The 24,387-nt window shown below is 44.9% G+C and carries 22 protein-coding genes, 1 tRNA gene and 1 riboswitch; all 23 genes read left to right on the top strand.

Annotated elements, in window-relative coordinates; genetic code table 11:
* Positions 1 to 421: 421 nt before the first annotated feature.
* Entirely contained in the window at positions 422 to 2,782 is a 2,361-nt protein-coding gene (locus AC4EG4_RS08220; protein ID WP_490987494.1) for an endonuclease MutS2, read from the top strand.
* 23 nt (positions 2,783 to 2,805) lie between these two features.
* Entirely contained in the window at positions 2,806 to 3,219 is a 414-nt protein-coding gene (locus AC4EG4_RS08215; protein WP_490978780.1) for a DUF350 domain-containing protein, read from the top strand.
* 256 nt (positions 3,220 to 3,475) lie between these two features.
* On the top strand, positions 3,476 to 5,167 hold the full coding sequence (locus AC4EG4_RS08210; RefSeq protein ID WP_490987493.1) for an AMP-binding protein: 1,692 nt from the start codon (positions 3,476 to 3,478) through the stop codon (positions 5,165 to 5,167).
* Positions 5,168 to 5,263: 96 nt separating this feature from the next.
* A complete protein-coding gene (gene fadR / locus AC4EG4_RS08205) occupies positions 5,264 to 5,848 on the top strand; it encodes a fatty acid metabolism transcriptional regulator FadR (RefSeq protein ID WP_490987492.1) in 585 nt (194 codons plus the stop codon).
* A gap of 17 nt (positions 5,849 to 5,865) precedes the next feature.
* Positions 5,866 to 6,639, top strand: a complete 774-nt coding sequence (locus AC4EG4_RS08200) for an enoyl-CoA hydratase (RefSeq protein WP_490987491.1) — start codon at positions 5,866 to 5,868, stop codon at positions 6,637 to 6,639.
* A gap of 20 nt (positions 6,640 to 6,659) precedes the next feature.
* Entirely contained in the window at positions 6,660 to 7,433 is a 774-nt protein-coding gene (locus AC4EG4_RS08195) for an electron transfer flavoprotein subunit beta/FixA family protein (RefSeq protein WP_490978776.1), read from the top strand.
* 346 nt (positions 7,434 to 7,779) lie between these two features.
* Complete coding sequence (locus AC4EG4_RS08190; RefSeq protein WP_490987490.1) at positions 7,780 to 8,745, top strand: electron transfer flavoprotein subunit alpha/FixB family protein; 966 nt, start codon at positions 7,780 to 7,782, stop codon at positions 8,743 to 8,745.
* A gap of 301 nt (positions 8,746 to 9,046) precedes the next feature.
* Positions 9,047 to 9,361 carry a thioredoxin gene (gene trxA / locus AC4EG4_RS08185; RefSeq protein ID WP_490978773.1) on the top strand — a complete coding sequence of 105 codons (315 nt, stop codon included), beginning with the start codon at positions 9,047 to 9,049 and terminating at the stop codon, positions 9,359 to 9,361.
* A gap of 56 nt (positions 9,362 to 9,417) precedes the next feature.
* Positions 9,418 to 11,214 (top strand): excinuclease ABC subunit UvrC, encoded by a 1,797-nt coding sequence (uvrC, locus tag AC4EG4_RS08180; protein ID WP_490978772.1) that lies wholly within the window; start codon positions 9,418 to 9,420, stop codon positions 11,212 to 11,214.
* A gap of 37 nt (positions 11,215 to 11,251) precedes the next feature.
* Positions 11,252 to 11,426, top strand: a riboswitch (Lysine riboswitch).
* Between the two features lie 140 nt (positions 11,427 to 11,566).
* Positions 11,567 to 12,793, top strand: a complete 1,227-nt coding sequence (locus AC4EG4_RS08175; protein ID WP_490987489.1) for an aspartate kinase — start codon at positions 11,567 to 11,569, stop codon at positions 12,791 to 12,793.
* A 392-nt stretch (positions 12,794 to 13,185) separates the two neighbouring features.
* On the top strand, positions 13,186 to 13,797 hold the full coding sequence (locus AC4EG4_RS08170) for a succinate dehydrogenase cytochrome b558 subunit (protein ID WP_490978770.1): 612 nt from the start codon (positions 13,186 to 13,188) through the stop codon (positions 13,795 to 13,797).
* 45 nt (positions 13,798 to 13,842) lie between these two features.
* Positions 13,843 to 15,591 (top strand): succinate dehydrogenase flavoprotein subunit, encoded by a 1,749-nt coding sequence (gene sdhA / locus AC4EG4_RS08165; protein WP_490987488.1) that lies wholly within the window; start codon positions 13,843 to 13,845, stop codon positions 15,589 to 15,591.
* Positions 15,592 to 15,613: 22 nt separating this feature from the next.
* Positions 15,614 to 16,384 carry a succinate dehydrogenase iron-sulfur subunit gene (gene sdhB, locus AC4EG4_RS08160; protein WP_490978768.1) on the top strand — a complete coding sequence of 257 codons (771 nt, stop codon included), beginning with the start codon at positions 15,614 to 15,616 and terminating at the stop codon, positions 16,382 to 16,384.
* A 148-nt stretch (positions 16,385 to 16,532) separates the two neighbouring features.
* Positions 16,533 to 17,000 (top strand): acyl-CoA thioesterase, encoded by a 468-nt coding sequence (locus tag AC4EG4_RS08155; protein WP_490978767.1) that lies wholly within the window; start codon positions 16,533 to 16,535, stop codon positions 16,998 to 17,000.
* 74 nt (positions 17,001 to 17,074) lie between these two features.
* Entirely contained in the window at positions 17,075 to 17,527 is a 453-nt protein-coding gene (locus AC4EG4_RS08150) for a MarR family winged helix-turn-helix transcriptional regulator (protein WP_490978766.1), read from the top strand.
* A gap of 16 nt (positions 17,528 to 17,543) precedes the next feature.
* A complete protein-coding gene (gene racE / locus AC4EG4_RS08145; protein WP_490978959.1) occupies positions 17,544 to 18,347 on the top strand; it encodes a glutamate racemase in 804 nt (267 codons plus the stop codon).
* Positions 18,348 to 18,424: 77 nt separating this feature from the next.
* Complete coding sequence (gene rph, locus AC4EG4_RS08140; RefSeq protein ID WP_490978765.1) at positions 18,425 to 19,174, top strand: ribonuclease PH; 750 nt, start codon at positions 18,425 to 18,427, stop codon at positions 19,172 to 19,174.
* A complete protein-coding gene (locus tag AC4EG4_RS08135) occupies positions 19,171 to 19,776 on the top strand; it encodes an XTP/dITP diphosphatase (RefSeq protein WP_490978764.1) in 606 nt (201 codons plus the stop codon). Before rph ends, AC4EG4_RS08135 begins: the two co-directional genes overlap by 4 nt.
* Positions 19,777 to 19,919: 143 nt before the next feature.
* Positions 19,920 to 19,993: transfer RNA gene (locus tag AC4EG4_RS08130), tRNA-Arg, on the top strand.
* A 137-nt stretch (positions 19,994 to 20,130) separates the two neighbouring features.
* Entirely contained in the window at positions 20,131 to 20,430 is a 300-nt protein-coding gene (locus AC4EG4_RS08125; RefSeq protein ID WP_490978763.1) for a TIGR04104 family putative zinc finger protein, read from the top strand.
* Between the two features lie 88 nt (positions 20,431 to 20,518).
* Positions 20,519 to 21,496 (top strand): tetratricopeptide repeat protein, encoded by a 978-nt coding sequence (locus AC4EG4_RS08120; protein WP_490978762.1) that lies wholly within the window; start codon positions 20,519 to 20,521, stop codon positions 21,494 to 21,496.
* A gap of 102 nt (positions 21,497 to 21,598) precedes the next feature.
* On the top strand, positions 21,599 to 22,885 hold the full coding sequence (gene tig, locus AC4EG4_RS08115) for a trigger factor (protein WP_490978761.1): 1,287 nt from the start codon (positions 21,599 to 21,601) through the stop codon (positions 22,883 to 22,885).
* Between the two features lie 176 nt (positions 22,886 to 23,061).
* The gene (gene clpX / locus AC4EG4_RS08110) at positions 23,062 to 24,333 is read left to right on the top strand and encodes an ATP-dependent protease ATP-binding subunit ClpX (RefSeq protein WP_490978760.1); all 1,272 of its coding nucleotides are present in this window, start codon (positions 23,062 to 23,064) and stop codon (positions 24,331 to 24,333) included.
* Positions 24,334 to 24,387: the final 54 nt, after the last annotated feature.

Raw genomic sequence — 24,387 nt, 5'->3', positions numbered from 1 at the left:
TGAGGGTCATTCAGCTGATGCGATAGAATGTCGTGAAGCCAGCTGCTCTGGGCTTACATTGGGCTGCCCACCCGAGTGAATTTCTCAGATGTCGCTGCTCCCTTACTAGTATCCGCTGGTTTGCTCCATACCCTACTAATAAGTTGTTTGATGATGCTCAGAAGAAAGAGTGGAAGGCGGCGACTCCTGCGGAAGAACGGAGTGATGAGACCCCGCAGGAGCTTGCGACGAGGAGGCTCAGCGCTTCGTCCGCGGAAAGCGTCCGCCTGGAGCGCTTTCTTCGTTTCTTCACATTTGTAGAGTTTAAAAGGAAATTCTTTGATTCAACTTATATCGCTTGCATATGGCTTTAGCTCATTGACAATTATTTATTTTTAGAATACTCATGATTAATTTATCTGAAACGTTAGGAGGGTCTTGAATGATCGCAGAACGAGCATTAAGGACACTTGAATTTTATAAAATCCGCGATGAAGTTGCACGGTATTGTACATCGTCACTCGGAAAAGCCCATGTGGATAACTTGTTGCCATCTACGGATATCAATGAAGTCAATCGGCTCCTCGAGCAGATGGACGAAGGGGCGCAAGTTTTGCGTGTCAAAAACAATGTGCCAATGGGCGGCATTTTCGACATTCGCCTGCATGCACGACGCGCGCAAATTGGCGGCAGCTTGAGCCCGATGGAGTTAATGGAAGTGTCTTCCACGATTCGTGCGAGCCGTATCCTGCGCCAGTTTTTTGAAACCATTCAAGAAGAAGCGGTTATTCAAATTCCGCATTTTCTGGAGAAAAAACAATCTATGCCCATCTTGACGGCTCTTGAACACGCCATCAATATTTGCATCGATGACAATGGCGGCGTCTTGGACAGTGCAAGCTCGGAACTTCGTTCAATCCGCCAGCAGTTGCGTACGCAGGAAAGCCGTGTCCGTGAGCGTCTGGAAAGTTTAGTGCGCGGCAAAAATGCTTCGAAAATGCTGTCGGATTCGATTGTGACAATTCGCAATGACCGGTTTGTTATTCCCGTTAAACAAGAATACCGCAACCATTACGGTGGTATTGTCCATGATCAGTCTTCATCGGGGCAAACACTGTTCATCGAACCGGATGCGGTTGTCCAGGCAAACAACGAGGTTCGCCGTTTGAAAATGAAGGAAAAAGAAGAAATCGATCGGATTTTGCTGATGTTATCAGCGCAAGTGCAAGAAGTTGCTCATGAACTGTTTCTATTGGTTGAAGTGCTTGGGGAAATCGACTTGATCTTGGCTAAAGCAAAATACGGCGCTACCCATAGAGGTACAAAGCCTACTATGAATACAGAAGGCTACATCAACTTACGGAAAGCTCGCCATCCGTTGATTCCGAAAGACGAAGTAGTGCCGAACGATATTGAGTTTGGCGGCGATATTACCGCTATTGTCATCACGGGGCCCAATACTGGCGGGAAAACTGTCACGTTAAAAACCGTCGGATTAACGACTTTGATGGCTCAAGCAGGTTTGCCGGTTCCTGCACTCGATGGCTCGGAATTGTCCGTGTTCGATCAAATTTTTGCTGATATCGGCGACGAGCAGTCAATCGAACAAAGCTTGAGTACGTTTTCATCCCATATGGTCAATATTGTCGACATTCTCACCAAATTTGATGAGAACTCCCTTGTGATTTTCGATGAATTGGGCGCAGGGACCGATCCGCAGGAAGGCGCAGCTCTGGCTATTTCGTTATTGGATGAAGTTCATGGCAGAGGAGCGCGTGTCATTGCGACAACGCATTATCCTGAACTAAAAGCATACGGCTATAACCGTCCGGGCGTGGCGAATGCCAGCGTGGAGTTTGATGTAGAAACATTAAGTCCGACTTACCGCTTGCTGATTGGCGTTCCTGGCCGAAGCAACGCATTTGAAATTTCGAAGCGACTTGGCTTGCCGGACCACATCATCAATCATGCCAAGAGCTTTACGGGGACCGACAGCAAAGCCGTGGATTCGATGATTGCATCGCTCGAAAAAAGCCGGCGCGAAGCAGAACAAGATGCGGAACACACCAAAGAGGTTCTTTCCGAGTCAGAACAGTTGAAAAAAGAACTGGCAAAACAGTTGGAAGAATACGAGCAGCAAAAAGAACGCTTGGAAGAAAAAGCAAAAGAAAAAGCTCGGAAAATCGTCGACCAGGCGCGTACAGAAGCAGAGGCCGTCATTTCGGATCTTCGCAAAATGCAATTTAACCAAAGTTCGTCGGTAAAAGAGCATGAATTGATCGATGCGAAAAAGCGGTTGGAAGATGCCATGCCTCAAAATCGCATCCTGAAAAAAGCCGCCAAAGACAACGCCGCCAAACCGTTAAAAGCGAACGACGAAGTGAAAGTGATTTCCTTTGGCCAAAAAGGGACCTTGGTTGAAAAAGTTTCCAAGAACGAATGGATCGTCCAAATCGGTATTTTGAAGATGAAGCTGCCAGAATCCGATTTGTCTTACACAAAGCCCGAAAAGGAAAAACAAACGCGAACCATGGCAACATTGAAAGACCGTGACGGCCATGTGAAGATGGAGCTTGATTTGCGCGGAGAACGTTATGAAGATGCATTGGCACGTGTTGAAAAGTACTTGGACGATGCGTTATTATCAAATTACCACCAAGTATCCATTATTCATGGAAAAGGGACCGGTGCTTTGCGCCAAGGCGTCCAGCAATATTTGAAAAAGCATCCGCGAGTGAAAAACTACCGGTTTGGCGAAGCGGGCGAAGGCGGATCTGGCGTTACCGTCGCCGAACTCAAGTAAGTTTCCGTAAAGGGGTATAAGAAATGACTGAAACAGGATTTTGGACGCACCCGCTGGTCGAGTCAGCTGGCTATTTCAGTGTGGTGGTATTGTGTTTAATCGTCTCGATGGTAATTTTCGAAATGGTGACAAAATATAACAACTGGGAACAAATCAAAAAAGGGAATTTATCAGTAGCCATGGCAACAGGCGGAAAAATTTTCGGTGTCACCAATATTTTCCGCTTTTCCATCGAACAGCATAATACCTTGTTCGAAATGATTGGTTGGGGATTGTTCGGTTTTACTTTGCTGATTTTCGCTTATATTCTGTTTGAGTTCCTGACGCCCAAATTTAAAGTGGATGACGAAATCGAACAAGACAACCGTTCGGTCGGCCTGATTTCGATGGTCATTTCTGTTGGTTTGTCGTTTGTCATTGGAGCCAGTATTCAATAGGAGTTGGATAGAGTGGAAAATCTAATTAAAATTTTGTTTGTCTTTTGTGCGATCTTTTTGATTATAGGAGTTATCTTCTTGTTTATGTTTTAGAAAATCGGCCGGCCATTGTGCTGGCCTTTTTACTTGTTTAAATGCAGCCATTCTAACAATCTTTTAAACTTATACAAATAAAGTTTGAAAGCGGTATCATTATTCTTTATAATTAAAATAGGAATATTCGCACGATTCTAATAAAAAATAGGAGGTCAAAAGAATGACTGAAAAGCCGTGGCTCGCACATTATCCACCGGAGATTCCACATACGCTCACCTACCCGAGTATGCCGGTACAGGAATACTTAACGAAAGCTTATGAAAAGTATCCACAAAAAGTGGCCATTCATTTTATGGGGAAAGAGCTTTCGTACGAGGAACTGTATCAATCTTCTATGAAGTTTGCGAATTATCTTCAAAAATTGGGGATTAAAAAAGGCGACCGAGTGTCCATCATGTTGCCCAATTGTCCGCAGGCAGTTATTAGTTTTTATGGCATCCTTTACGCTGGCGGCGTTGTCGTCATGACCAATCCTCTTTATACAGAACGGGAAATTGCTTACCAAATGAAGGATTCAGGAGCCCGGGCCATTATCAGTTTGGATATTCTGTTCCCGAGAATATCCAAAGTAATGAAGGAAACGGAATTGGAAAATGTCATCATTACCGGCATTAAAGATTACTTGGCTTTCCCGAAAAATCTGGTATATCCATTTATCCAGAAAAAACAGTACGGCATGACCGTCAAAGTGGAGCACAGGGGAGTTAACCATCTATTTACTGAAATCATGAAAACGTCACAGCCGTTTGTCGTGGAAACCCCTTTCGATTTCGAGGAAGATTTAGCGCTGCTGCAATATACAGGAGGCACTACCGGTTCTCCGAAAGGGGTCATGCTAACGCACAAGAACATTATTTCCAATGCGACCATGTGCGACAGCTGGCTATATAAATGCAAAAAAGGCGAAGAGACAATCATGGGCATTATTCCGTTATTCCATGTATACGGCTTAACAACAGTACTTATTCTGTCCGTCATGCTCGGCAATAAAATGGTGCTGCTGCCGAAGTTCGATCCGGAAACGGCATTAAAAACCATCAACAAACAAAAACCAACGCTTTTCCCGGGAGCACCGACTTTGTATATCGGATTGATGAATCATCCGGACATCGCTAAATACGATTTGTCTTCAATTGAAGCATGCCTGAGCGGTTCTGCTCCGTTGCCTGCAGAAGTCCAGGAAAAGTTTGAAAAACTGACGGGCGGCAAGTTAGTTGAAGGCTATGGATTGACGGAAACTTCACCTGTAACTCATTCGAATTTGGTATGGGGCGAACGGACAAAAGGCTCGATCGGTTTTCCGTATCCGGATACCGATTGCAAAATTTTCCAAACAGGCACTACTGATCCGGTTCCAAATGGAGAGATTGGTGAAATCGCCATTCAAGGTCCTCAAGTTATGAAAGGCTATTGGAACAAGCCTGAAGAGACAGCGGCGACAATCGTTGATGGCTGGTTGTTGACCGGAGACCTAGGATATATGGATGAAGAAGGCAACTTCTTTATTGTCGATCGCAAAAAAGACATGATCATTGCTGGCGGTTTTAATATTTATCCACGTGAAATTGAAGAAGTGCTGTATGAACACGAAGCCATTCAGGAATGCGTAGTAGCAGGCATACCGGATCCGTACCGCGGCGAAACGGTAAAAGCATACATTGTGCTGAAAGAAGGCTATACTGTTACAGAAGAGGCACTGAATGCGCATTGCCGAGAACACTTGGCTTCATTCAAAGTTCCGCGCATCTATGAGTTCCGCAAAGAATTGCCGAAAACAGCAGTTGGGAAAATTTTGCGCCGCTCACTCGTGGACGAAGAGGTTTCCAAACAAAGCGAAGCCGTTCCATCTTAAAGCGATAAACACTTGACACCCCATACAATAAACGATAATATGAAAATATGAATGAATCGCCATTCATATTTTCATATTTTTTTGGGTGGTGACAGGATGGTAAAAAAAGATAAACCGAAATACAAGCAAATCATCGACGCGGCAGTAATTGTCATCGCTGAAAATGGCTATCACCAAGCACAAGTTTCAAAAATAGCCAAACAGGCGGGTGTGGCCGATGGAACGATTTACTTGTACTTCAAAAATAAAGAAGACATTTTGATTTCTGTGTTTCAAGAAAAAATGGGTGTGTTTGTCAGCAAACTGGAACAAATCATTTCCCGTGATTTGGATGCTTCAACCAAATTAGGGTTAATGATTGAAAGCCATTTCGAACTGTTGGCTGGAGATATCCATTTGGCGATTGTTACGCAACTGGAATTGCGGCAGTCAAATCACGAAATTCGCTTAAAGATCAACAACGTGCTCCGGGAATATTTAAAACTCATGGACAAAATCTTGGTCAAAGGCATGGAAGATGGAGAGTTTGATGCGGCAATGGATATTCGCTTAGCCCGTCAAATGGTTTTTGGCACAATGGACGAGACCATAACTACATGGGTCATGAATGACCATAAGTATGATTTGGTCGAACTGGCACCAAAAGTTCAGCGTCTGCTGCTGAAAGGCATGCGGGCTTAATGGGAGGAACTGATTGGATGGAATTTATTAGCTGGAAAAAAGAAGACGGGGTAGCGGTCGCGACGATCAATCGTCCACCGGCAAATGCGTTGTCCCGTTCACTTATTTTAGAAGTCGACGAATTGTTGAACCAGGTAGAAAACGATGAAGAGGTTCGCGTCATTGTGTTGCACGGAGAAGGCAGGTTCTTTTCTGCTGGTGCAGACATCAAGGAATTTACGCAAGTTTCTTCTGGTGAAGAATTTTCAAAACTTTCAGCAAGGGGCCAGGAAGTTTTTGAACGTGTCGAAACATTCCATAAGCCTGTCATCGCAGCAATCCACGGGGCGGCTTTAGGGGGCGGATTGGAATTGGCAATGAGTTGCCATATGCGATTTGTCACTGAAAATGCTAAACTGGGATTACCGGAGCTTCAATTGGGGTTGATCCCTGGATTTGCCGGAACGCAACGGCTGCCACGATACGTAGGCACAGCGAAAGCAGCAGAGATGCTGTTGACAAGTGATCCGATCTCCGGGACAGAAGCAGCGCAATACGGCTTGGCGAATCGTGCGTATGCAGAAGAAGACTTACTTTCGGAAACGCTTACAATCGCACGCAAAATAGCGAAGAAAAGTCCCGTTTCTGTTAAGGCGGCCATCGAAATGCTGCAATACACCAAGCCTGCCTCGTATCACGAAGGCGTAAATGCAGAGGCACAATCTTTTGGAACCGTTTTTGTTTCAGAAGATGCAAAAGAAGGAATCCAGGCATTTCTGGAGAAACGTGAAGCACATTTTAAAGGGAAATAATACTTGGGAGGTTTACGTTCATGAACATTTTTGTATTGGTAAAACGTACGTTTGACACAGAAGAGAAAATCGTTGTTTCAGGTGGGCAAATCCAGGAAGACGGTGCGGAATTCATCATCAATCCATACGATGAATACGCAATTGAAGAAGCAATTACAGTCCGCGACGCACATGGCGGCGAAGTGACAGTGGTCACAATTGGCAATGAAGAAGCAGAGAAACAGCTGCGCACAGCACTTGCAATGGGCGCTGACAAAGCTGTTTTGATCAATACAGAAGACGATGTGGAAGAAATGGATCAATTTACATCAGCTTACATATTGGCTGAGTACTTGAAAGACAAAGAAGCTGATTTGATTTTAGCAGGTAACGTTGCAATCGACGGCGGATCTGGACAAGTTGGACCGCGTGTTGCCGATTTGCTTGGCATTAACTATGTCACTACTATCACCAGCTTAAGCATTGAAGGCGAAACAGTGACCATCGTCCGCGATATCGAAGGGGATGCGGAAGAGTTGGAAACGTCGTTGCCGCTTCTTGTTACTGCTCAGCAAGGCTTGAACGAGCCGCGTTACCCATCACTTCCAGGAATCATGAAAGCGAAGAAAAAACCGCTTGAAGAATTGGAATTGGATGATTTGGACATCGAAGAAGACGATGTAGAAGCGAAAACTGAAACCATCGAAATCTACTTGCCACCGAAAAAAGCGGCTGGCCGTATTCTTGAAGGCGACATCTCAAACCAGGTAACAGAATTAGTAGGTTTGCTGCGCAACGAAGCGAAAGTTATATAATTCAGTAATAAGTTATAGTTAACTTAACTTTGAATGTTTTTCTGAATGAATTGGTGGAAGAACTCGCTCCAGGCGGACGCTTTCCGGGGGCGCGGCTTCAGCCGCTTCCCTCGCTGCGCTCAGTCTAGGGTCTTCAGCTCGTGCTGTTCCCCCAGGAGTTGCCGCCTTTCGCTCTTTCTTCTATGATGAATCGAGTGATAGAGAAAAAAGCTTTCGTTTTAAACTATGAGTTGTTATAAACAACAGTTCCTTATAAACTTGCACAAGTTTCTATAATTTTTTTGAAGTTAGACAACCCGTTAAGGCGGGAACATTTTTTCACATCTACTTAGGGGGTAAACAGACCATGGCGAAAAAAGTATTAGTTTTAGGCGAAACGCGTGAAGGCGCTTTGCGCAATGTCTCATTTGAAGCAATTGCGGCTGCCAAGAAAATTTCCGATGGCGGAGAAGTAGTAGGAGTGTTAATCGGTGACTCGGTTGCTGATTTCGGAGCTGAATTGGTAGCATACGGTGCAGACCGTGTGATTACGGTTGAACATCCACATTTGAAGTCCTACACGTCTGACGGATACGGCCAGGCATTTATGGCGGTAGTTGAACAAGAAAACCCTGAAGGCCTGGTCTTTGGCCATACAGCAGTCGGCAAAGACTTAGCACCTAAAATCGCTTCTAAACTGCAGTCCGGATTGATTTCGGATGTAACGGATATTGAAGGCGAAGGCGATGATGCCGTATTCATCCGCCCAATTTTCTCTGGTAAAGCGTTTGAAAAAGTGAAGTTAAAAGAGGGCATTGATTTTATAACGGTGCGTTCAAACAACATTGCGCCGCTTGAAAGACAGGAACGTTCGGGCGAAGTCAGCTCGTTGTCGGTCGATATCACAAACCTTCGGACCATCATTAAAAATGTTGTCCGCAAATCAAGTGAAGGTGTCGATCTTTCGGAAGCGAAAGTGATCGTAGCTGGAGGACGCGGCGTCAAGAGTGCTGAAGGATTTGATTCGCTGCAGGAACTAGCAAGCCTTTTAGGTGGAGCCGTTGGTGCATCGCGCGGAGCTTGCGACGCAGATTATTGCGACTACTCGCTGCAGATTGGCCAGACAGGCAAAGTAGTTACGCCTGACCTGTACATCGCAGCCGGTATTTCTGGAGCAATCCAGCACATGGCTGGCATGTCCAACTCGAAAGTAATTGTTGCGATCAACAAAGATCCAGAAGCCAATATCTTTAAAGTAGCAGATTACGGAATCGTTGGGGACTTGTTCGAAGTGATTCCGATGTTGACAGAAGAATTCAAGAAAGTGATGTAATCTGCTATTTGGCAGATTGCTGAAGTTTACAATTGGAACAGGTGAAGAAAAATGTTGTATTTTTCTTCACCTGTTTTTGATTTGTGGTTTTACGCATGCTTGCCTAATCCTGTATTTGCTTGTATTTTGTCATGGCCTCGTCCTGTATGGGTCCCAAAACGCCGAAATGCAAAGCGGAATAAATCTCGTTTAAACCTGCTAGTTGACGGGTATTGGAAGAGTAGGCAAAAAAATAGCTAGTGTTTTTCACGCGTGCTATACTCTGTATATAGTTTGGTTTAACCACAAGGAGGAATTATTCATGACAATCGTACACGGAACAGATCAGAATTTTTCACAAGAAGTATCAGAAGGACTCGTATTAGTAGATTTTTGGGCAACTTGGTGCGGACCATGTAAAATGATCGCTCCAGTCCTTGAAGAATTGGATGCTGAAATGAGCGACAAAGTTAAAATCGTAAAAGTTGATGTGGACCAAAACCAGGAAACAGCTGGAAATTACGGCATCATGTCCATCCCGACTTTGTTACTATTAAAAGACGGAGAGACTGTCGATAAAGTAGTAGGATTCAGACCAAAAGAAGCATTAGCTGAAATGGTTGAAAAACACGCATAATTAATTCTTAACCGGGTCCAGTGATGGCGCCCGGTTTTTTAATAGGGTGAGATAAAATGGCTAACGAATTGATTCAGCATAAATTGGCAATACTGCCTGATCAACCAGGTTGTTATTTGATGAAAGACCGCCAAAATACCGTCATTTATGTCGGGAAGGCAAAAGTTCTCAAAAACCGTGTACGCTCGTATTTTACCGGCAGCCACGATACCAAAACACAGCGCTTGGTTAATGAAATCGAGGATTTTGAGTACATCGTTACATCTTCTGACAAAGAAGCATTAATTCTTGAATTGAATTTGATCAAAAAATACGATCCCAAATACAATATCATGCTTAAAGATGATAAAAGCTACCCGTACCTTAAAATCACAGGGGAGCGCCATCCCAAGCTGATCACTACCCGTCAGGTTAAAAAGGACAAAGGGAAGTATTTTGGTCCTTATCCAAATGCCTATGCAGCAGCTGAAACAAAAAAACTGCTGGACCGTCTGTATCCCTTGCGGAAATGCCACACCATGCCGGACCGGGTTTGCCTGTATTACCATTTAGGGCAATGTCTGGCACCGTGTGTCAAGCCGATTGAGAAAGAGACTTACCAGGAATTGATCGATGGCATCAGCAAGTTTTTAAATGGCGGATTCCGTGAAGTCAAACACGAATTGGTGACAAAAATGTCGGAAGCTGCAGAAAATCTGGAATTTGAGCGGGCAAAAGAATACCGCGACCAAATCTCCATGATCGAAACCGTTATGGAAAAGCAGAAAATGGCAATGAACGATTTTACCAATCGCGATGTTTTTGGCTACGCTGTCGACAAAGGGTGGATGTGCGTTCAAGTCTTTTTTGTGCGCCAAGGCAAGTTGATTGAGCGCGACGTCTCGCTATTTCCGTTATACCGGGATCCTGAAGAAGAGTTTTTGACGTATCTCGGACAGTTTTATGAAAAGCCCAATCACGTCAAACCCAACGAAATCCTGCTTCCGGAAGCAGACGATCCAGAGATGCTGAAAGAATGGCTCGGAGTTCGGGTTCTCGTGCCTCAGCGTGGGAAGAAAAAAGATTTGGTGGCGCTGGCGAAGAAAAATGCTGAAATTGCCATCAAAGAAAAGTTCCAGCTGCTGGAGCGCCAAGAAGAACGAACAATTGGCGCCTGCCAGGAACTTGGCGATGCGATGAACATCCAGACGCCGCTGCGCATTGAGGCATTTGATAATTCACATATTCAGGGAGCAGATGCCGTGTCTGCGATGATTACGTTTATTGACGGCAAGCCTTCCAAAAAAGATTACCGCAAGTATAAAACGCGTTCTGGGTCAAAACCCGATGATTATGCGGCCATGCGAGAAGTTATTCGCCGCCGCTATTCGCGTGTATTGAAAGATGGATTGCCGCTGCCGGACCTTATCGTTATTGACGGAGGAAAAGGACAGATGTCATCGGCGCGGGAGATTTTAGAAGATGAACTTGGGCTATCCATTCCAATTGCCGGCCTTGCGAAAGATGACAAGCACCAAACTTCGCAATTATTGTATGGCAATCCGGTTGAAGTCGTGCCGCTCAAGCGGACAAGTGAAGCATTTTATCTGATGCAGCGCATTCAGGATGAAGTTCACCGATTTGTCATCACGTTCCACCGTCAATTGCGCGGCAAAAATTCGATTCAGTCGGCACTTGATGGACTTGAAGGGGTCGGGCCGAAGCGCAAACAGCAGCTGCTGAAGCATTTCGGCTCGGTTAAAAAGATCAAAGAAGCTTCTGTAGAAGAAATCAAACAGGCGGGCATGCCGGAAGCATTGGCGTTGTCCATCGAACAGCATTTTGCAGAGGATACGTTGCCAAGTGAGTCATAACGTGCTATCGTAAGAGAATATTTAGATCACTTGGAAAAGTGATGATAGAGGCGCGAACGTCAATAGTAAGCATTCGGAGATTTGCAGAATCTGAGATGGATGCTGAAAGGGGCGGTCGCCGAAGTGTGCGTGTTGCTGCTAAAACGCATGCTGGTTCTGCACTTAAGAGGTGCAGAGCTGTCAGAGTCAATCTCTGGAGGGCTATCTCACATGGACGTTTTTCGTGCATGATAAAAGAGGTAGTTTGCCGCGGTTGCGGTAAGCTGCCTCTTTTTGTGTCTGGTGGTGCTGCTTTAATGGCCTTACTGCCAGCCATTTTGAGGGCCACATATTAAATGTGGGAGTGAATAGAATGGAAACGATCGTTATGAAATTTGGAGGGACGTCCGTTGCGACTCCAGAAAAAATCATTGGAGTGGCTGAACGGGTCATCCGCGAAAAAGAAAAAGGCAAGCGTGTCGTGATTGTCGTTTCAGCAATGGGCAAAACAACTGATACTTTGCTTGGTCTGGCCGGAGAAATTTCTTCTGAGCCGCCTAAACGTGAAATGGATATGCTGCTCGCTACCGGTGAGCAAGTAACCATTTCCTTGTTGGCAATGGCTTTTAAAAAGTTAGGCCATGAAGCGCTGTCCTTTACCGGCTGGCAGGCAGGGATCGAAACCGAATCTGTGCCGCGCAATGCCCGAATTGAACATATTCATACAGAACGGCTTGAGCGCGTGTTGGAGAGCGGCTATTTTTGTGTGGTCGCCGGTTTTCAAGGAGTCGATAAAATTGGCAACATCACGACACTTGGTCGCGGAGGATCGGACACAACGGCAGTAGCACTGGCAGCAGCATTAAAGGCAGAGAAATGCGAAATTTATACCGACGTCGATGGAGTCTATACATCGGATCCGCGTTTTGTAACAGGCGCGCGCAAATTGGAACAAATTTCGTATGATGAAATGCTGGAGCTTGCCAATCTTGGAGCGGGTGTCCTGCACCCAAGGGCAGTTGAGTTTGCAAAAAACAATCACGTACCATTATCCGTCAGAGCAAGTTATTCCGATGAGCCTGGCACAATTATACAAGAGGTGATTACAGTGGAGAAAAACTTAATCGTCAGAGGCGTTGCATTTGAACCAGGTATTGCGCGTGTAACTGTGACTTATAAAAAACCGTTTAACGGATCGCTGGCTAATATTTTCACGAAACTGGCAGAAAATCAAATTGATGTGGATATCATCGTTCAAAGCATCAGCGATGAATTTCCACCATCTGTTTCTTTCTCCATTAGCCAGGAAAGCTTGGATGAAACACAGCGCGTCCTGACTGAAGCCCAAGAAGAAATTGGCTTTTTATCCGTAACCATTGAAGTGGGCTTGTCGAAAGTATCGATTGTCGGCTCTGGAATGGTTTCAAATCCAGGGGTTGCTGCACGGATGTTTGATATCTTGAGAAGAAAAGAAATCCCTGTAAAAATGGTCAGTACGTCCGAAATCAAAATTTCAGTGGTTGTGCCGGAAGTGGATATGAAAAAATCTGCGAATGCGTTGCACGAGGCATATGAATTGTCTGAGGTAGAAGTGAAATAAGTCAGAGGCGATTGCTCTTGAAATAACTGTTCGTGAAAATATTCACAAAACGTTCAAATTCTCAATGGCAATATTGCAATAATACCGACAGCAGTAGAATTGGCCAGAATAGAGTGAAAAAGCGATTCTCAATTAGAGAATCGCTTTTTTGTGCAATTCGATTAAAACGGTTACATTTCTCCGTGTTTTGTTGCGAAGAGACCATCTAATAGGCTTAAAATGCTTGGTAACTATCTGTTTGAATGAGTTTCGTTGCCTTGACGCTCCCAAAGGGGGGGAGTACAATAAATATGTCATATTATTGTATCATGATGGTGTGCGGCTTCAGGTGCTTTCGTAATATACTGTCTGCTCTGGACGCTGCCAATCAATGTTTTGAGGGGGGTAAAATTTTGAATAACAATCGTGAATTTTTAATGCGCAGGCTGCACTCATTGTTGGGGATCATTCCTATCGGTTTATTCTTAACGCAGCACTTAATCATCAACCATTTTGCTACGCAAGGGGTAGAGTCATTCAATACAGCCTCTCACTTTATGGCTAATCTTCCATTCGTTATTTTCTTGGAGATCTTTGTCATCTACTTGCCGCTTATGTATCACGCGTTTTACGGGCTATACATAGCGTTTACTTCGAAGAACAATCCTGGACACTACAGCTATTTGCGCAACATGCTATTTGTTGCACAGCGCTATACAGGGGTCTTCCTGGTAGTCTTCATCGCTTGGCACGTATTTGAAACAAGATTCCAGGTTGCAATCGGTGCAGATGAAGCCGATTTCAACATGATGGCAAACATTTTAGACAATCCATTTATGCTGGCATTCTACATCGTGGGTGTATTGGCCGCAGTTTTCCACTTTGCGAACGGAATTTGGTCATTCCTTGTAACATGGGGAATCACACAATCCCAAGCAGCACAGCGTAATGCAACTTATTTCACGCTTCTAGTATTTGTTGTACTATCGATTATTGGTATGAGAGCATTGTTTGCATTCGTTTAAGAATGATTCAATCATTGGTGAACTAAAAGAGGAGTGAATACTAACATGGCGAAGGGCAAAATTTCTATCGTCGGTGGTGGCCTTGCTGGCTTGATGGCCGCAATTAAAGTTGCAGAGGCAGGTTCTCCCGTCGATTTATTTTCAATCGTGCCCGTTAAACGATCCCACTCAGTTTGTGCACAAGGCGGGATTAACGGAGCAGTAAATACAAAAGGTGAAGGGGATTCCCCGGATATTCACTTTGACGATACTGTCTACGGAGGCGATTTCCTGGCAAACCAGCGTCCCGTAAAAGCAATGGCGGATGCAGCACCGGGAATTATCCGCATGTTCGATCGCATGGGTGTTATGTTTAACCGTACGCCGGAAGGCCTATTGGATTTCCGTCGCTTTGGCGGAACCATGTACCACAGAACAGCGTTTGCGGGTGCCACAACTGGCCAGCAATTGCTTTACGCTTTGGATGAGCAGGTTCGCCGCTATGAAGTAAGCGGACTGGTCACGAAATATGAAGGTTGGGAATTCCTTGGTCTTGTTCTTGATGAACAAGGTGTCGGTAAAGGAATCACAGCACAAAACATGACGACAATGGAAATCAAATCGTTCCGCGCTGATGCTGTTATCATGGCAACTGGCGGACCGGGGATTATTTTCGGGAAATCAACAAACTCTGTGATCAACACAGGTTCAGCGGCTTCTATCGTTTATCAGCAAGGGGCATACTACGCGAACGGCGAATTCATTCAAATTCACCCGACAGCAATTCCAGGAGACGACAAACTGCGCTTAATGTCAGAATCGGCTCGTGGAGAAGGCGGACGTATTTGGACTTACAAAGACGGCAAGCCTTGGTATTTCCTTGAAGAAAAATATCCGGCATACGGAAACTTGGTTCCTCGTGATATCGCAACACGCGAAATCTTTGATGTCTGCGTTAACCAGAAGCTCGGCATTAACGGCGAAAACATGGTTTACTTGGATCTTTCTCACAAAGATCCAAAAGAGCTGGACATTAAACTTGGCGGGATTATTGAGATTTACGAGAAATTCACAGGGGACGATCCTCGTAAAGTTCCGATGAAAATCTTCCCGGCTGTCCATTATTCAATGGGTGGATTGTGGGTCGATGACAACCAAATGACAAGCATCCCTGGTGTCTTGGCAGCAGGCGAATGTGATTATTCTCAGCATGGTGGTAACCGCCTCGGCGCGAACTCATTGCTGTCAGCAATTTACGGCGGGATGGTTGCAGGACCAAACGCACTTGACTACGTAAACGGCTTGGATGTATTGGCAGAAGATCTTCCTTCAGCAATTTACGAAGCGCATGAAGCGAAAGAACAACGCATCTGGGAAGAAATTTTGGCATTGGACGGAACAGAAAACGCTTATGTTCTTCACAAAGAATTGGGCGAATGGATGACGGACAATGTAACAGTTGTACGCTATAACGATCGTTTGCAGAAGACGGATGAAAAAATCCAAGAATTGCTCGAGCGTTTCAACCATATCAGCATCACGGATACACAGCTTTGGAGCAATCAAGGCGCAATGTTCACACGTCAATTGCGAAATATGCTACATTTAGCACGAGTGATCACAATCGGGGCACTCAACCGAAACGAAAGCCGCGGCGCTCATTACAAACCGGATTTCCCGGAACGTAACGATGAGGAGTACCTAAAAACAACGATGGCGAAATTCAATGGCTTTGATGCACCAATCTTCCATTACGAAGAAGTCGATACCTCGTTGATTCCGCCGCGTAAACGTGATTATTCTGCAAAAGCATGATATAGAAGGGAGCTAATTTACCATGGGTGAAGCAGCAAAAACGGTTATATTTGAAATCGAACGCAGAAACTCTACGGATGAAGATTCGTATTGGGAAAAGTTCGAATTGCCATATGTGATGAACATGAATGTCATTTCGGCATTGATGGAAATTCGTCGTAACCCTGTCAATATTGAAGGGAAAAAAACCACTCCTGTAACGTGGGACATGAACTGTCTGGAAGAGGTTTGTGGAGCATGTTCGATGATCATCAACGGCAAAGCGCGTCAATCGTGTACTGCTTTGGTGGATCAATTGGAACAGCCGATCCGTCTTCAGCCGATGAAGACATTCCCTGTTGTCCGTGACCTTGTCATTGACCGCAGCCGGATGTTCGATTCGTTGAAGAAAGTTAAAGCTTGGGTGCCAATCGATGGCACGCATGACCTTGGGGATGGACCGCGTATGCCTGAGCGCAAGCGCCAGTGGGCTTACGAGCTATCTAAATGTATGACGTGCGGCGTATGCCTTGAAGCATGCCCGAATGTTAACGATAAATCCGATTTCATCGGAGCTGCCCCACTTTCACAAGTTCGTTTGATGAACGCTCATCCAACGGGTGCCATGAACCGCGATGCTCGTTTGAACGCGATCATGGGTGAAGGCGGACTAGCAAGCTGCGGGAACTCACAAAACTGTGTTGAAGCTTGTCCAAAAGGAATTCCTTTGACAACGTCGATCGCAGCGTTGAACCGCGACACGACTGTTCAAATGTTCCGCAACTTCTTCGGAAGCGACAGAATGGTTGACTAGTATCTACACAAAACCCCGCTGCGGCGGGGTTTTTTATTTTGGCCAAGTATAAAAATGCCTGCTTATAGACAAAAATTTTGATATACTAAGAAAATGAAATAGATAACTTGAGTTTTCCATACCCAGTCAATAACTTAGGAGGCTACCTATGAAAGCAAATTACATTGAGGATTTTGAAGAGTGGAAACAGGATTTTTTCTTTTCGGCTCCGGTTCAAGTTCGTTTTTCCGAAACGGATATGTTTGGCCATGTGAACAATACTGTGCCGATAACTTACTTTGAATTTGCCCGGATCGAATTTTTAAAAGAGCTGGGATTAATGCAGCGCTGGTTGGAAGCTGGCAACGAGCTGTTTCCGGTCGTAGCCGATATGCAAGTGGATTTTGTCCAACAAGTTTTTTTCGATGAAAAACTAGCTGTTCAAGTCAAAATTGCGCGCATCGGCACATCCTCTGTTGATATTCATTACTGGACGGTCAATGAAAAAGGGGAAACCTGCTTTACCGGCAGAGGGGCGATGGTCCAAATTTCAAAGAAGACTGGAAAAGGGCATCCTTGGACAGAGCGGGACATTGAGCTGCTCGGATCAAACCAATTGGCAACTGCAAAAAATTAAGGGTTTTCTTGCTATATCAATAAAAAACCTTCACTATAGGAATAAGATAGGCTTTCAAGGAGTGATATCCAGTAATGAATGATGACAAACAAGGCATCAGCCATGATTTAGAACGAATCGCCTTTATGGAAAAGGAATTGCGCTATATTTCCGGGATCATTAAGCAAAAAGGCCGGGAAATTTTAAATTCCTATACGATTACGCCGCCTCAATTCATTGCGCTGCAATGGCTGTTTGAGCACGGAGACATGACCATCGGCGATTTGTCGAACAAAATGTTTTTGGCGTTCAGCACCACAACCGATTTGGTTGATCGCATGGAGAAAAATGAGCTGGTCGTACGCATCCGTGAAGAACAGGATCGGCGAGTTGTGCGAATTAAATTATTAAAAGAAGGCGAACGTGTTATTGAAGAAGTGATCCAAAAGCGCCAGGAATACTTAGAAACGGTATTAGCAGATTTTACCTTAGACGAGGCAGAACAATTTGCTGCTTTGCTTGAGAAATTGCACAAAAACATGAAATAGGATAGAGGCGATGACGTTGAATGCGCCAATCGGAGTAATTGATTCAGGAGTCGGTGGACTTACCGTCGCAAAAGAAATAATGAAACTATTGCCGAACGAGCAAATTTACTATATCGGTGATAATGCCAGATGCCCTTATGGCCCGCGCCCGCTTTCAGAAGTTCGGACCTACACATGGCAAATGGCCAATGCATTGATGAAAAAAAATATTAAAATGCTGGTCATCGCCTGCAATACCGCAACCGCCGCCGCACTGTACTCGCTGCAAAAAAACCTGCCAATCCCTGTGATTGGCGTTATTTTCCCAGGAGCGCGTGCTGCAATTAAATCTTCAACAACGAAAAAGATCGCTGTTTTAGGTACGTTAGGAACGGTAGAAAGCGGAGCATACGAAAAAGCAATCCTGTCACTGGTGTCATCGGCCAATGTGGTGCAGCTGGCATGCCCTCGATTTGTCCCTTTAGTAGAAAGTGATGAGTACGAAGGAGAGTTTGCCCATCGCATTGTTCAGGATACCTTGGCATCAATTGCTTACGAAGAGTTCGATACCGCAATTTTAGGCTGCACACATTATCCTCTGCTCCAAGACTTTATTGAAGAAGTGCTTGGGGATACGGTACATGTGCTGTCATCGGCAGAAGAAACGGCAAAAGATGTCGAGCGTTACTTAAGCTATAAAAAACAGTTTGCTAACTGGAAACAGCCACCGGTGCATCACTTCTATACAACGGGGTCTACGCAAATATTCGGCTCAATTATCCACAAGTGGCTCGGAATCAATGAGCCCATTATCCACTCGATACGTTTCCATAAAACCTGACGGCTGCCAGCCATCAGGTTTTTGTCGTTATCTGCGAAATATGGTAAGCTATTTGAGCATATACGAGGAGGATTTTTATGACACGCATAGATAATAGACAAACGAATGAACTGCGTCCGGTAACAGTGGACGTTGATTACTTGATTCATCCAGAAGGCTCGGTATTGATTACTGTGGGACAAACCAAAGTCATCTGCACCGCGACCATTGAAGACAAAGTTCCGGGATTCTTGCGCGGCCAGGGCAAAGGCTGGATTACGGCAGAATATTCCATGCTTCCGCGTGCTACCAACAGCCGAAACCGCCGCGAAGCGTCAGCCGGCAAAATCGGCGGGCGCACAATGGAAATCCAACGTCTGATTGGCCGTGCTTTGCGTGCTGTGGTGGACCTTGAGAAGCTTGGAGAACGTACGCTTTGGATCGATTGCGACGTTATTCAGGCAGATGGCGGCACTCGTACGGCATCGATCACAGGTGCCTTTATCGCCATGACAATGGCAATCGGCAAATTGGATCTTCCGGCATTTCCAGTAACAGATTTCCTGGCAGCAACAAGTGTTGGGGTTACCGCAGAAAACGGTTCGATTCTTGACTTGAACTACGTGGAAGATTCAAGTGCGGAAGTGGACATGAATCTCGTTATGACAGGCGCTGGCCATTTTGTCGAGCTGCAGGGAACGGGAGAAGAATCAACGTTCACTCGAGTTCAGCTTAACGAATTACTGGACCTTGGAGAAGCAGGCATCAGCCAATTAATCTCCATGCAGCGCGACGCACTGGGCGAACTGGCGGAACGCATTGGCGAAAAGGCGCCCGCAGAATTATGAGAAAGATTGTAATCGCGACTCAAAACAAAGGCAAAGCCAAAGATTTCGAAACCATGCTGTCTCCGCTTGGCTACCAAGTGTTGACTCTGCGTGATGTGGCACAGGACATGGACGTGGAAGAAACAGGTGTGACGTTTGAAGAGAACGCCATCCTGAAAGCCGAAGCAGTTTCACAAGCACTCGGCATCCCAGTTATCTCAGATGATAGCGGATTGGAAATTGATGCTTTGAACGGCGAACCCGGCGTCTACTCAGCACGCTATGCGGGGGGCGCTAAGAGCGATCAGGCGAATATCGACAAAGTGCTTGAGAAATTAGCCGGTGTACCGGAAAACGAACGCACAGCCCGTTTTAGATGCGTCTTGGCTGTCGCTGCTCCAGGGCAGCAGACCGAAACCTTCTCAGGCTCATGTGAAGGCATCATTTTGTCAGAACAGCGGGGCGATAATGGTTTCGGCTACGATCCAGTGTTCTTTGTGCCTGGTTTGGACAAAGCAATGGCTGAATTGCAGCCGCATGAAAAAGCCGAAATCTCTCACCGGGGCAACGCCTTGCGCAAGCTCAATGAGAATATGCCAACGTGGCTGAACGAAGAAAAATAAACGCCATTAATTAATTCTAATGTTTTTTTAAAATAGCATTGACTTTTCTTCAAATCATTTCTATAATTAAAATTGTCTTTCGTAAGAAAAGCGAAGTTGCCCGCAACAGCAGGTGCCACCGTCTGGACTCTAAGAAAGCTTTGGTCTCAGTAGCTCAGCTGGATAGAGCAACGCCCTTCTAAGGCGTCGGTCGGGGGTTCGAATCCCTCCTGGGACATTATAGGAATGTACATAATTTGCAAAGAAACCTCCTCTTCGTTCCTTGAACGGCAGGGAGGTTTCTTTGTGTTAATCACTAAACCCTGAAACCATTCCTCCCGCAGCACGTACTATATAACTAAGGAGGCGTTTTTTTTGCCGACATGCAAAACGTGTGGAGCCGAATGGACCTGGAAAGAATCAATCAAGGCATCTTGGAAGTTCAGTGGAGCGATGAACTGCCCGCATTGCCATAGTCATCAGTACGCAACCCCCAGATCACGGAAGCGTATGACGCTCATCAACTGGCTGGTATTATTGCCGTTGCCGTTTGCCGCAATCTTTGATTTATCTTTGGTTTATTCGATTAGCATGATACTAATGCTCTTTGCTGTAGCCTTGTCCCTAATACCTAAGATGATGGAGCTGAGCAACGACCAGAAACCTTTGTGGTAAATGCCGGTCATGCACTTCGCGATAAGGTTTTTATTTTTTGGCAAAAGGGAATATACTATGATTACGAGACACAAAATGAGGTGGTAGGATGCGGAAGAAATACCGGGAGTTAAAGCGTATGGGGAATGTGATCGTCTTTCCGACGACCGTGAACCGTCTGCTCTCCGAAGGCATGACTTTTTTAAAAGAAGAAAAGTACGAAGATGCCCGGGACAACCTGTACCAAGTACTGACATATGAACCTGAACATGCAGCCGCTTTAGGAGGCTATACCTATTGCCTTTACGAGCTCGGTGAATTTGAAGAGGCTCTGGAAGTGTGCAGAGAGTTGTTGAAGATTGGCCCGATTCATTACTTGGAGACGATGGAGTTATACATAAGCATTTTAATGCAAGTTCGTGAATTTGAAGAAGCGGAAAAAATGATTGAACTGTTGATAGAAGAAAAAGTTTTGCCGGAAGAGCGGCTTGAGCAGTTTCAACAATTGCGTGACCTCAACGAACGAATTGCCGCCAACGCTTCGGAGAAAGTAGATGCCTCGCTTTATGCCATCGATGTGTTTTTGGCGTTACATCCTTCAGAGCAAGAGCAGCTGATTTTGGATTTGCCGACAACTTCGTATCAAGCGCTCAAAAAAAAGTTGCTGGCGATTATCGAACATCCAGAAGCTGATCTACTAACAAAAACATACATACTGTTTATGCTCTATCAAGAAAAAATTGAAGCAGAAGTGTCTCTGCAAAAGTTTCACTACAAGGGTACATTCACCATCAATAACCTCCCAGATCCTATAAACAACAGCCGGATACGGAAGGTTACAGCCATAATGGAAGAAGAACTGGCAAAAGACCCAACCCGCCTGGAGCTGGTGAAAGAACTGTTTGAACGCCATATCTATCTATTGTATCCGTTCGCATGGGACGAGTACGAAGAAGTGGAAGTCGCGCAGGCCTACATGGATTACACAGAAGGCTTGTTCAGCGGAATGACGTCATTTGATGAAGATGAAAAGCTGCTGGAGCTGATTCAGCAGGCAGAACTGTGGTTTGAAATGCGGAATGGGTAGAAATAGTTGAACCTGACACTATCTGTGCTATAATATTGAAGTTGTCAAAATTCGTATAAAACGTAAAATGACTTTTTAGAAAATGTTTGGAGGGCTTATATAATGTCAGCAAAATGGGAAAAACAAGAAGGTAACACAGGAATTCTTACAATTGAAGTTCCTGCAGAAGAAGTAAACGCCGGTCTTGATAAAGCGTTTAAGAAAGTTGTTAAAGAAATCAACGTACCAGGATTCCGTAAAGGGAAAATGCCGCGTCAAATGTTCGAAAAACGTTTTGGTGTAGAATCACTTTACCAGGATGCTTTGGACTTTATCTTGCCAGACGCTTACGCGAATGCAGTTGAAGAAGCAGGAATCAACCCGGTTGACCGTCCTGAAATCGACATCGAAACAATCGAAAAAAACCAGCCGCTTGTGTTTACAGCGAAAGTGATTGTAAAGCCTGAAGTTGAGCTTGGCGAATACAAAGGCCTTGAAGCTGCAAAACCAGATACAGAAGTATCTGATGAAGACATCGAAAACCAGTTGAAAGAAAACCAAGAGCGTTTGGCTGAGTTGACTGTTAAAGAAGACGAAGCAATCGTTGAAGGCGATACAGCTGTTATCGATTTCGAAGGATTTGTAGATGGAGAAGCATTTGAAGGCGGACAAGGAAATGATTATTCCCTTGAAATCGGTTCAAACTCGTTCATTCCAGGATTCGAAGAGCAATTGGTAGGCGTAAAATCTGGAGAAGAAAAAGACGTTGAAGTCACTTTCCCAGAAGAATACCACGCTGCTGAACTTGCAGGTAAAGCTGCAACATTCAAAGTGAAAGTAAGCGAAGTGAAAGGCAAAGAACTTCCAGAACTAAATGACGAGTTGGCGAAAGAAATCGACCCTGAAGTTGAAAGCTTGGATGCTCTTCGCACAAAAATGAAAGACAGCCTGATTGCTGAAAAGAAATCTGCTGCTGATGCAACACTGCGTGACGAGTTAGTTCAAAAAGCTGCTGAAAACGCAACAATCGACATTCCTCATGCCATGATCCATACAGAAATGGACCGTATGATGAGCGATTTCGAGCAACGTTTGACTCAGCAAGGCATGAACCTTGAATTGTACTTCCAATTCTCTGGCCAGGACGAAGCTGCACTTCGCGAGCAAATGCACGGCGATGCTGAAACACGTGTACGCGTTTCATTGACGCTTGAAGCAATTGCTGAAGCTGAAAACATGCAAGTGACTTCAGAAGACATCGACAAAGAGCTTGAAAAAATGGCTGGTCAATTCAACATGGACATTGAACAGATCAAAACAGCTCTAGGTGGAACTGAAATGCTTGAAAACGATATTCGTATGCAGAACACAGTTGAGTTCCTAGTGGACAACGCTAAAATTTCTGAATAACACACATAAGCAATATATAAGTATTAGGCGAAACAAGGTGCGGAGACGCACCTTGTTTTCCACTACATAGAACACTGCAGGTACATGTCCACTGCTGAACAATTAGCAGTGAATCTAATTAGTTGCTAGAATTACGATAATCTTGTAAGATAATGGCTTGAATAGGGGTGAATACATTGTTCAAATTCAATGACGAAAAAGAGCATTTAAAATGCTCATTCTGTGGCAAACCACAAGAGCAGGTTCGTAAACTGGTCGCAGGGCCAGGTGTTTATATTTGTGACGAATGTATTGAGCTTTGTACAGAAATCGTAGAAGAAGAGCTTGGTACGGACGAAGAAGTAGAATTTAAAGAAGTGCCTAAGCCAAAAGAAATTCTGGACATCCTGAACGGCTACGTTATCGGTCAGGAAAAAGCGAAGAAATCTCTGGCTGTCGCGGTATACAATCACTATAAACGCGTCAACTCCAACAGCAAAATTGACGATGTGGAGTTGTCGAAATCAAATATTGTTTTGATCGGACCAACAGGAAGCGGGAAAACATTGCTCGCACAAACTTTGGCTCGCATTCTGAATGTGCCGTTTGCGATTGCAGATGCTACATCTTTAACAGAAGCCGGTTATGTCGGTGAAGACGTTGAAAACATCTTGTTGAAGCTGATCCAAGCTGCTGATTACGATGTAGAGCGCGCTGAAAAAGGCATTATCTATATTGATGAGATTGATAAAGTGGCCCGCAAATCCGAAAATCCATCAATTACACGTGATGTTTCCGGTGAAGGCGTACAGCAGGCCCTTCTGAAAATTTTAGAAGGCACAACTGCCAGCGTACCACCTCAGGGCGGACGCAAGCATCCTCATCAGGAATTTATCCAAATCGATACGACGAACGTATTGTTTATCGTAGGTGGTGCTTTTGACGGCGTCGACCAAATCATCAAACGCCGTCTCGGCAATAAAATCATCGGTTTTGGTGCAGATCCAAACAAAGAAGAGTTGGATGAGAAATCATTGCTTAGCCAATTGATTCCTGAAGATCTTTTGAAGTTTGGCTTGATTCCTGAGTTCATCGGCCGTTTGCCTGTATTGGCAAGCCTTGAGCAATTGGATGAAAAAGCCTTGGTTGAAATTTTAACCGAGCCGAAAAATGCTTTGATCAAGCAATACCAGAAAATGATGGAGCTTGATGGCGTTAAGTTAACATTCGAGCCTGGTGCCCTTGTTGAAATTGCGAAATTGGCAATTGAACGCAAAACCGGTGCCCGTGGACTTCGTTCAATTATCGAGAACATTATGCTCGAAGTTATGTTCGACTTGCCTTCACGTGAAGACATTGTCGAATGTGTGATCACAAAAGAAACCGTTGCCGATAGCGTACAGCCTAAACTAATGTTAGAAGACGGCTCAGTTTACGTTAAAGACAATAACGAAAAAACATCCGCATAATGAGTGGAACTTCACCTTGCGGAAACATCTCGCAGAGTGATGGATGAACCAATC

It is taken from the genome of Planococcus sp. TJ-201 (assembly GCF_058268495.1).
Note: the sequence above shows the minus strand (reverse complement) of the source record. Positions and strands in the feature narration are given on the sequence as shown.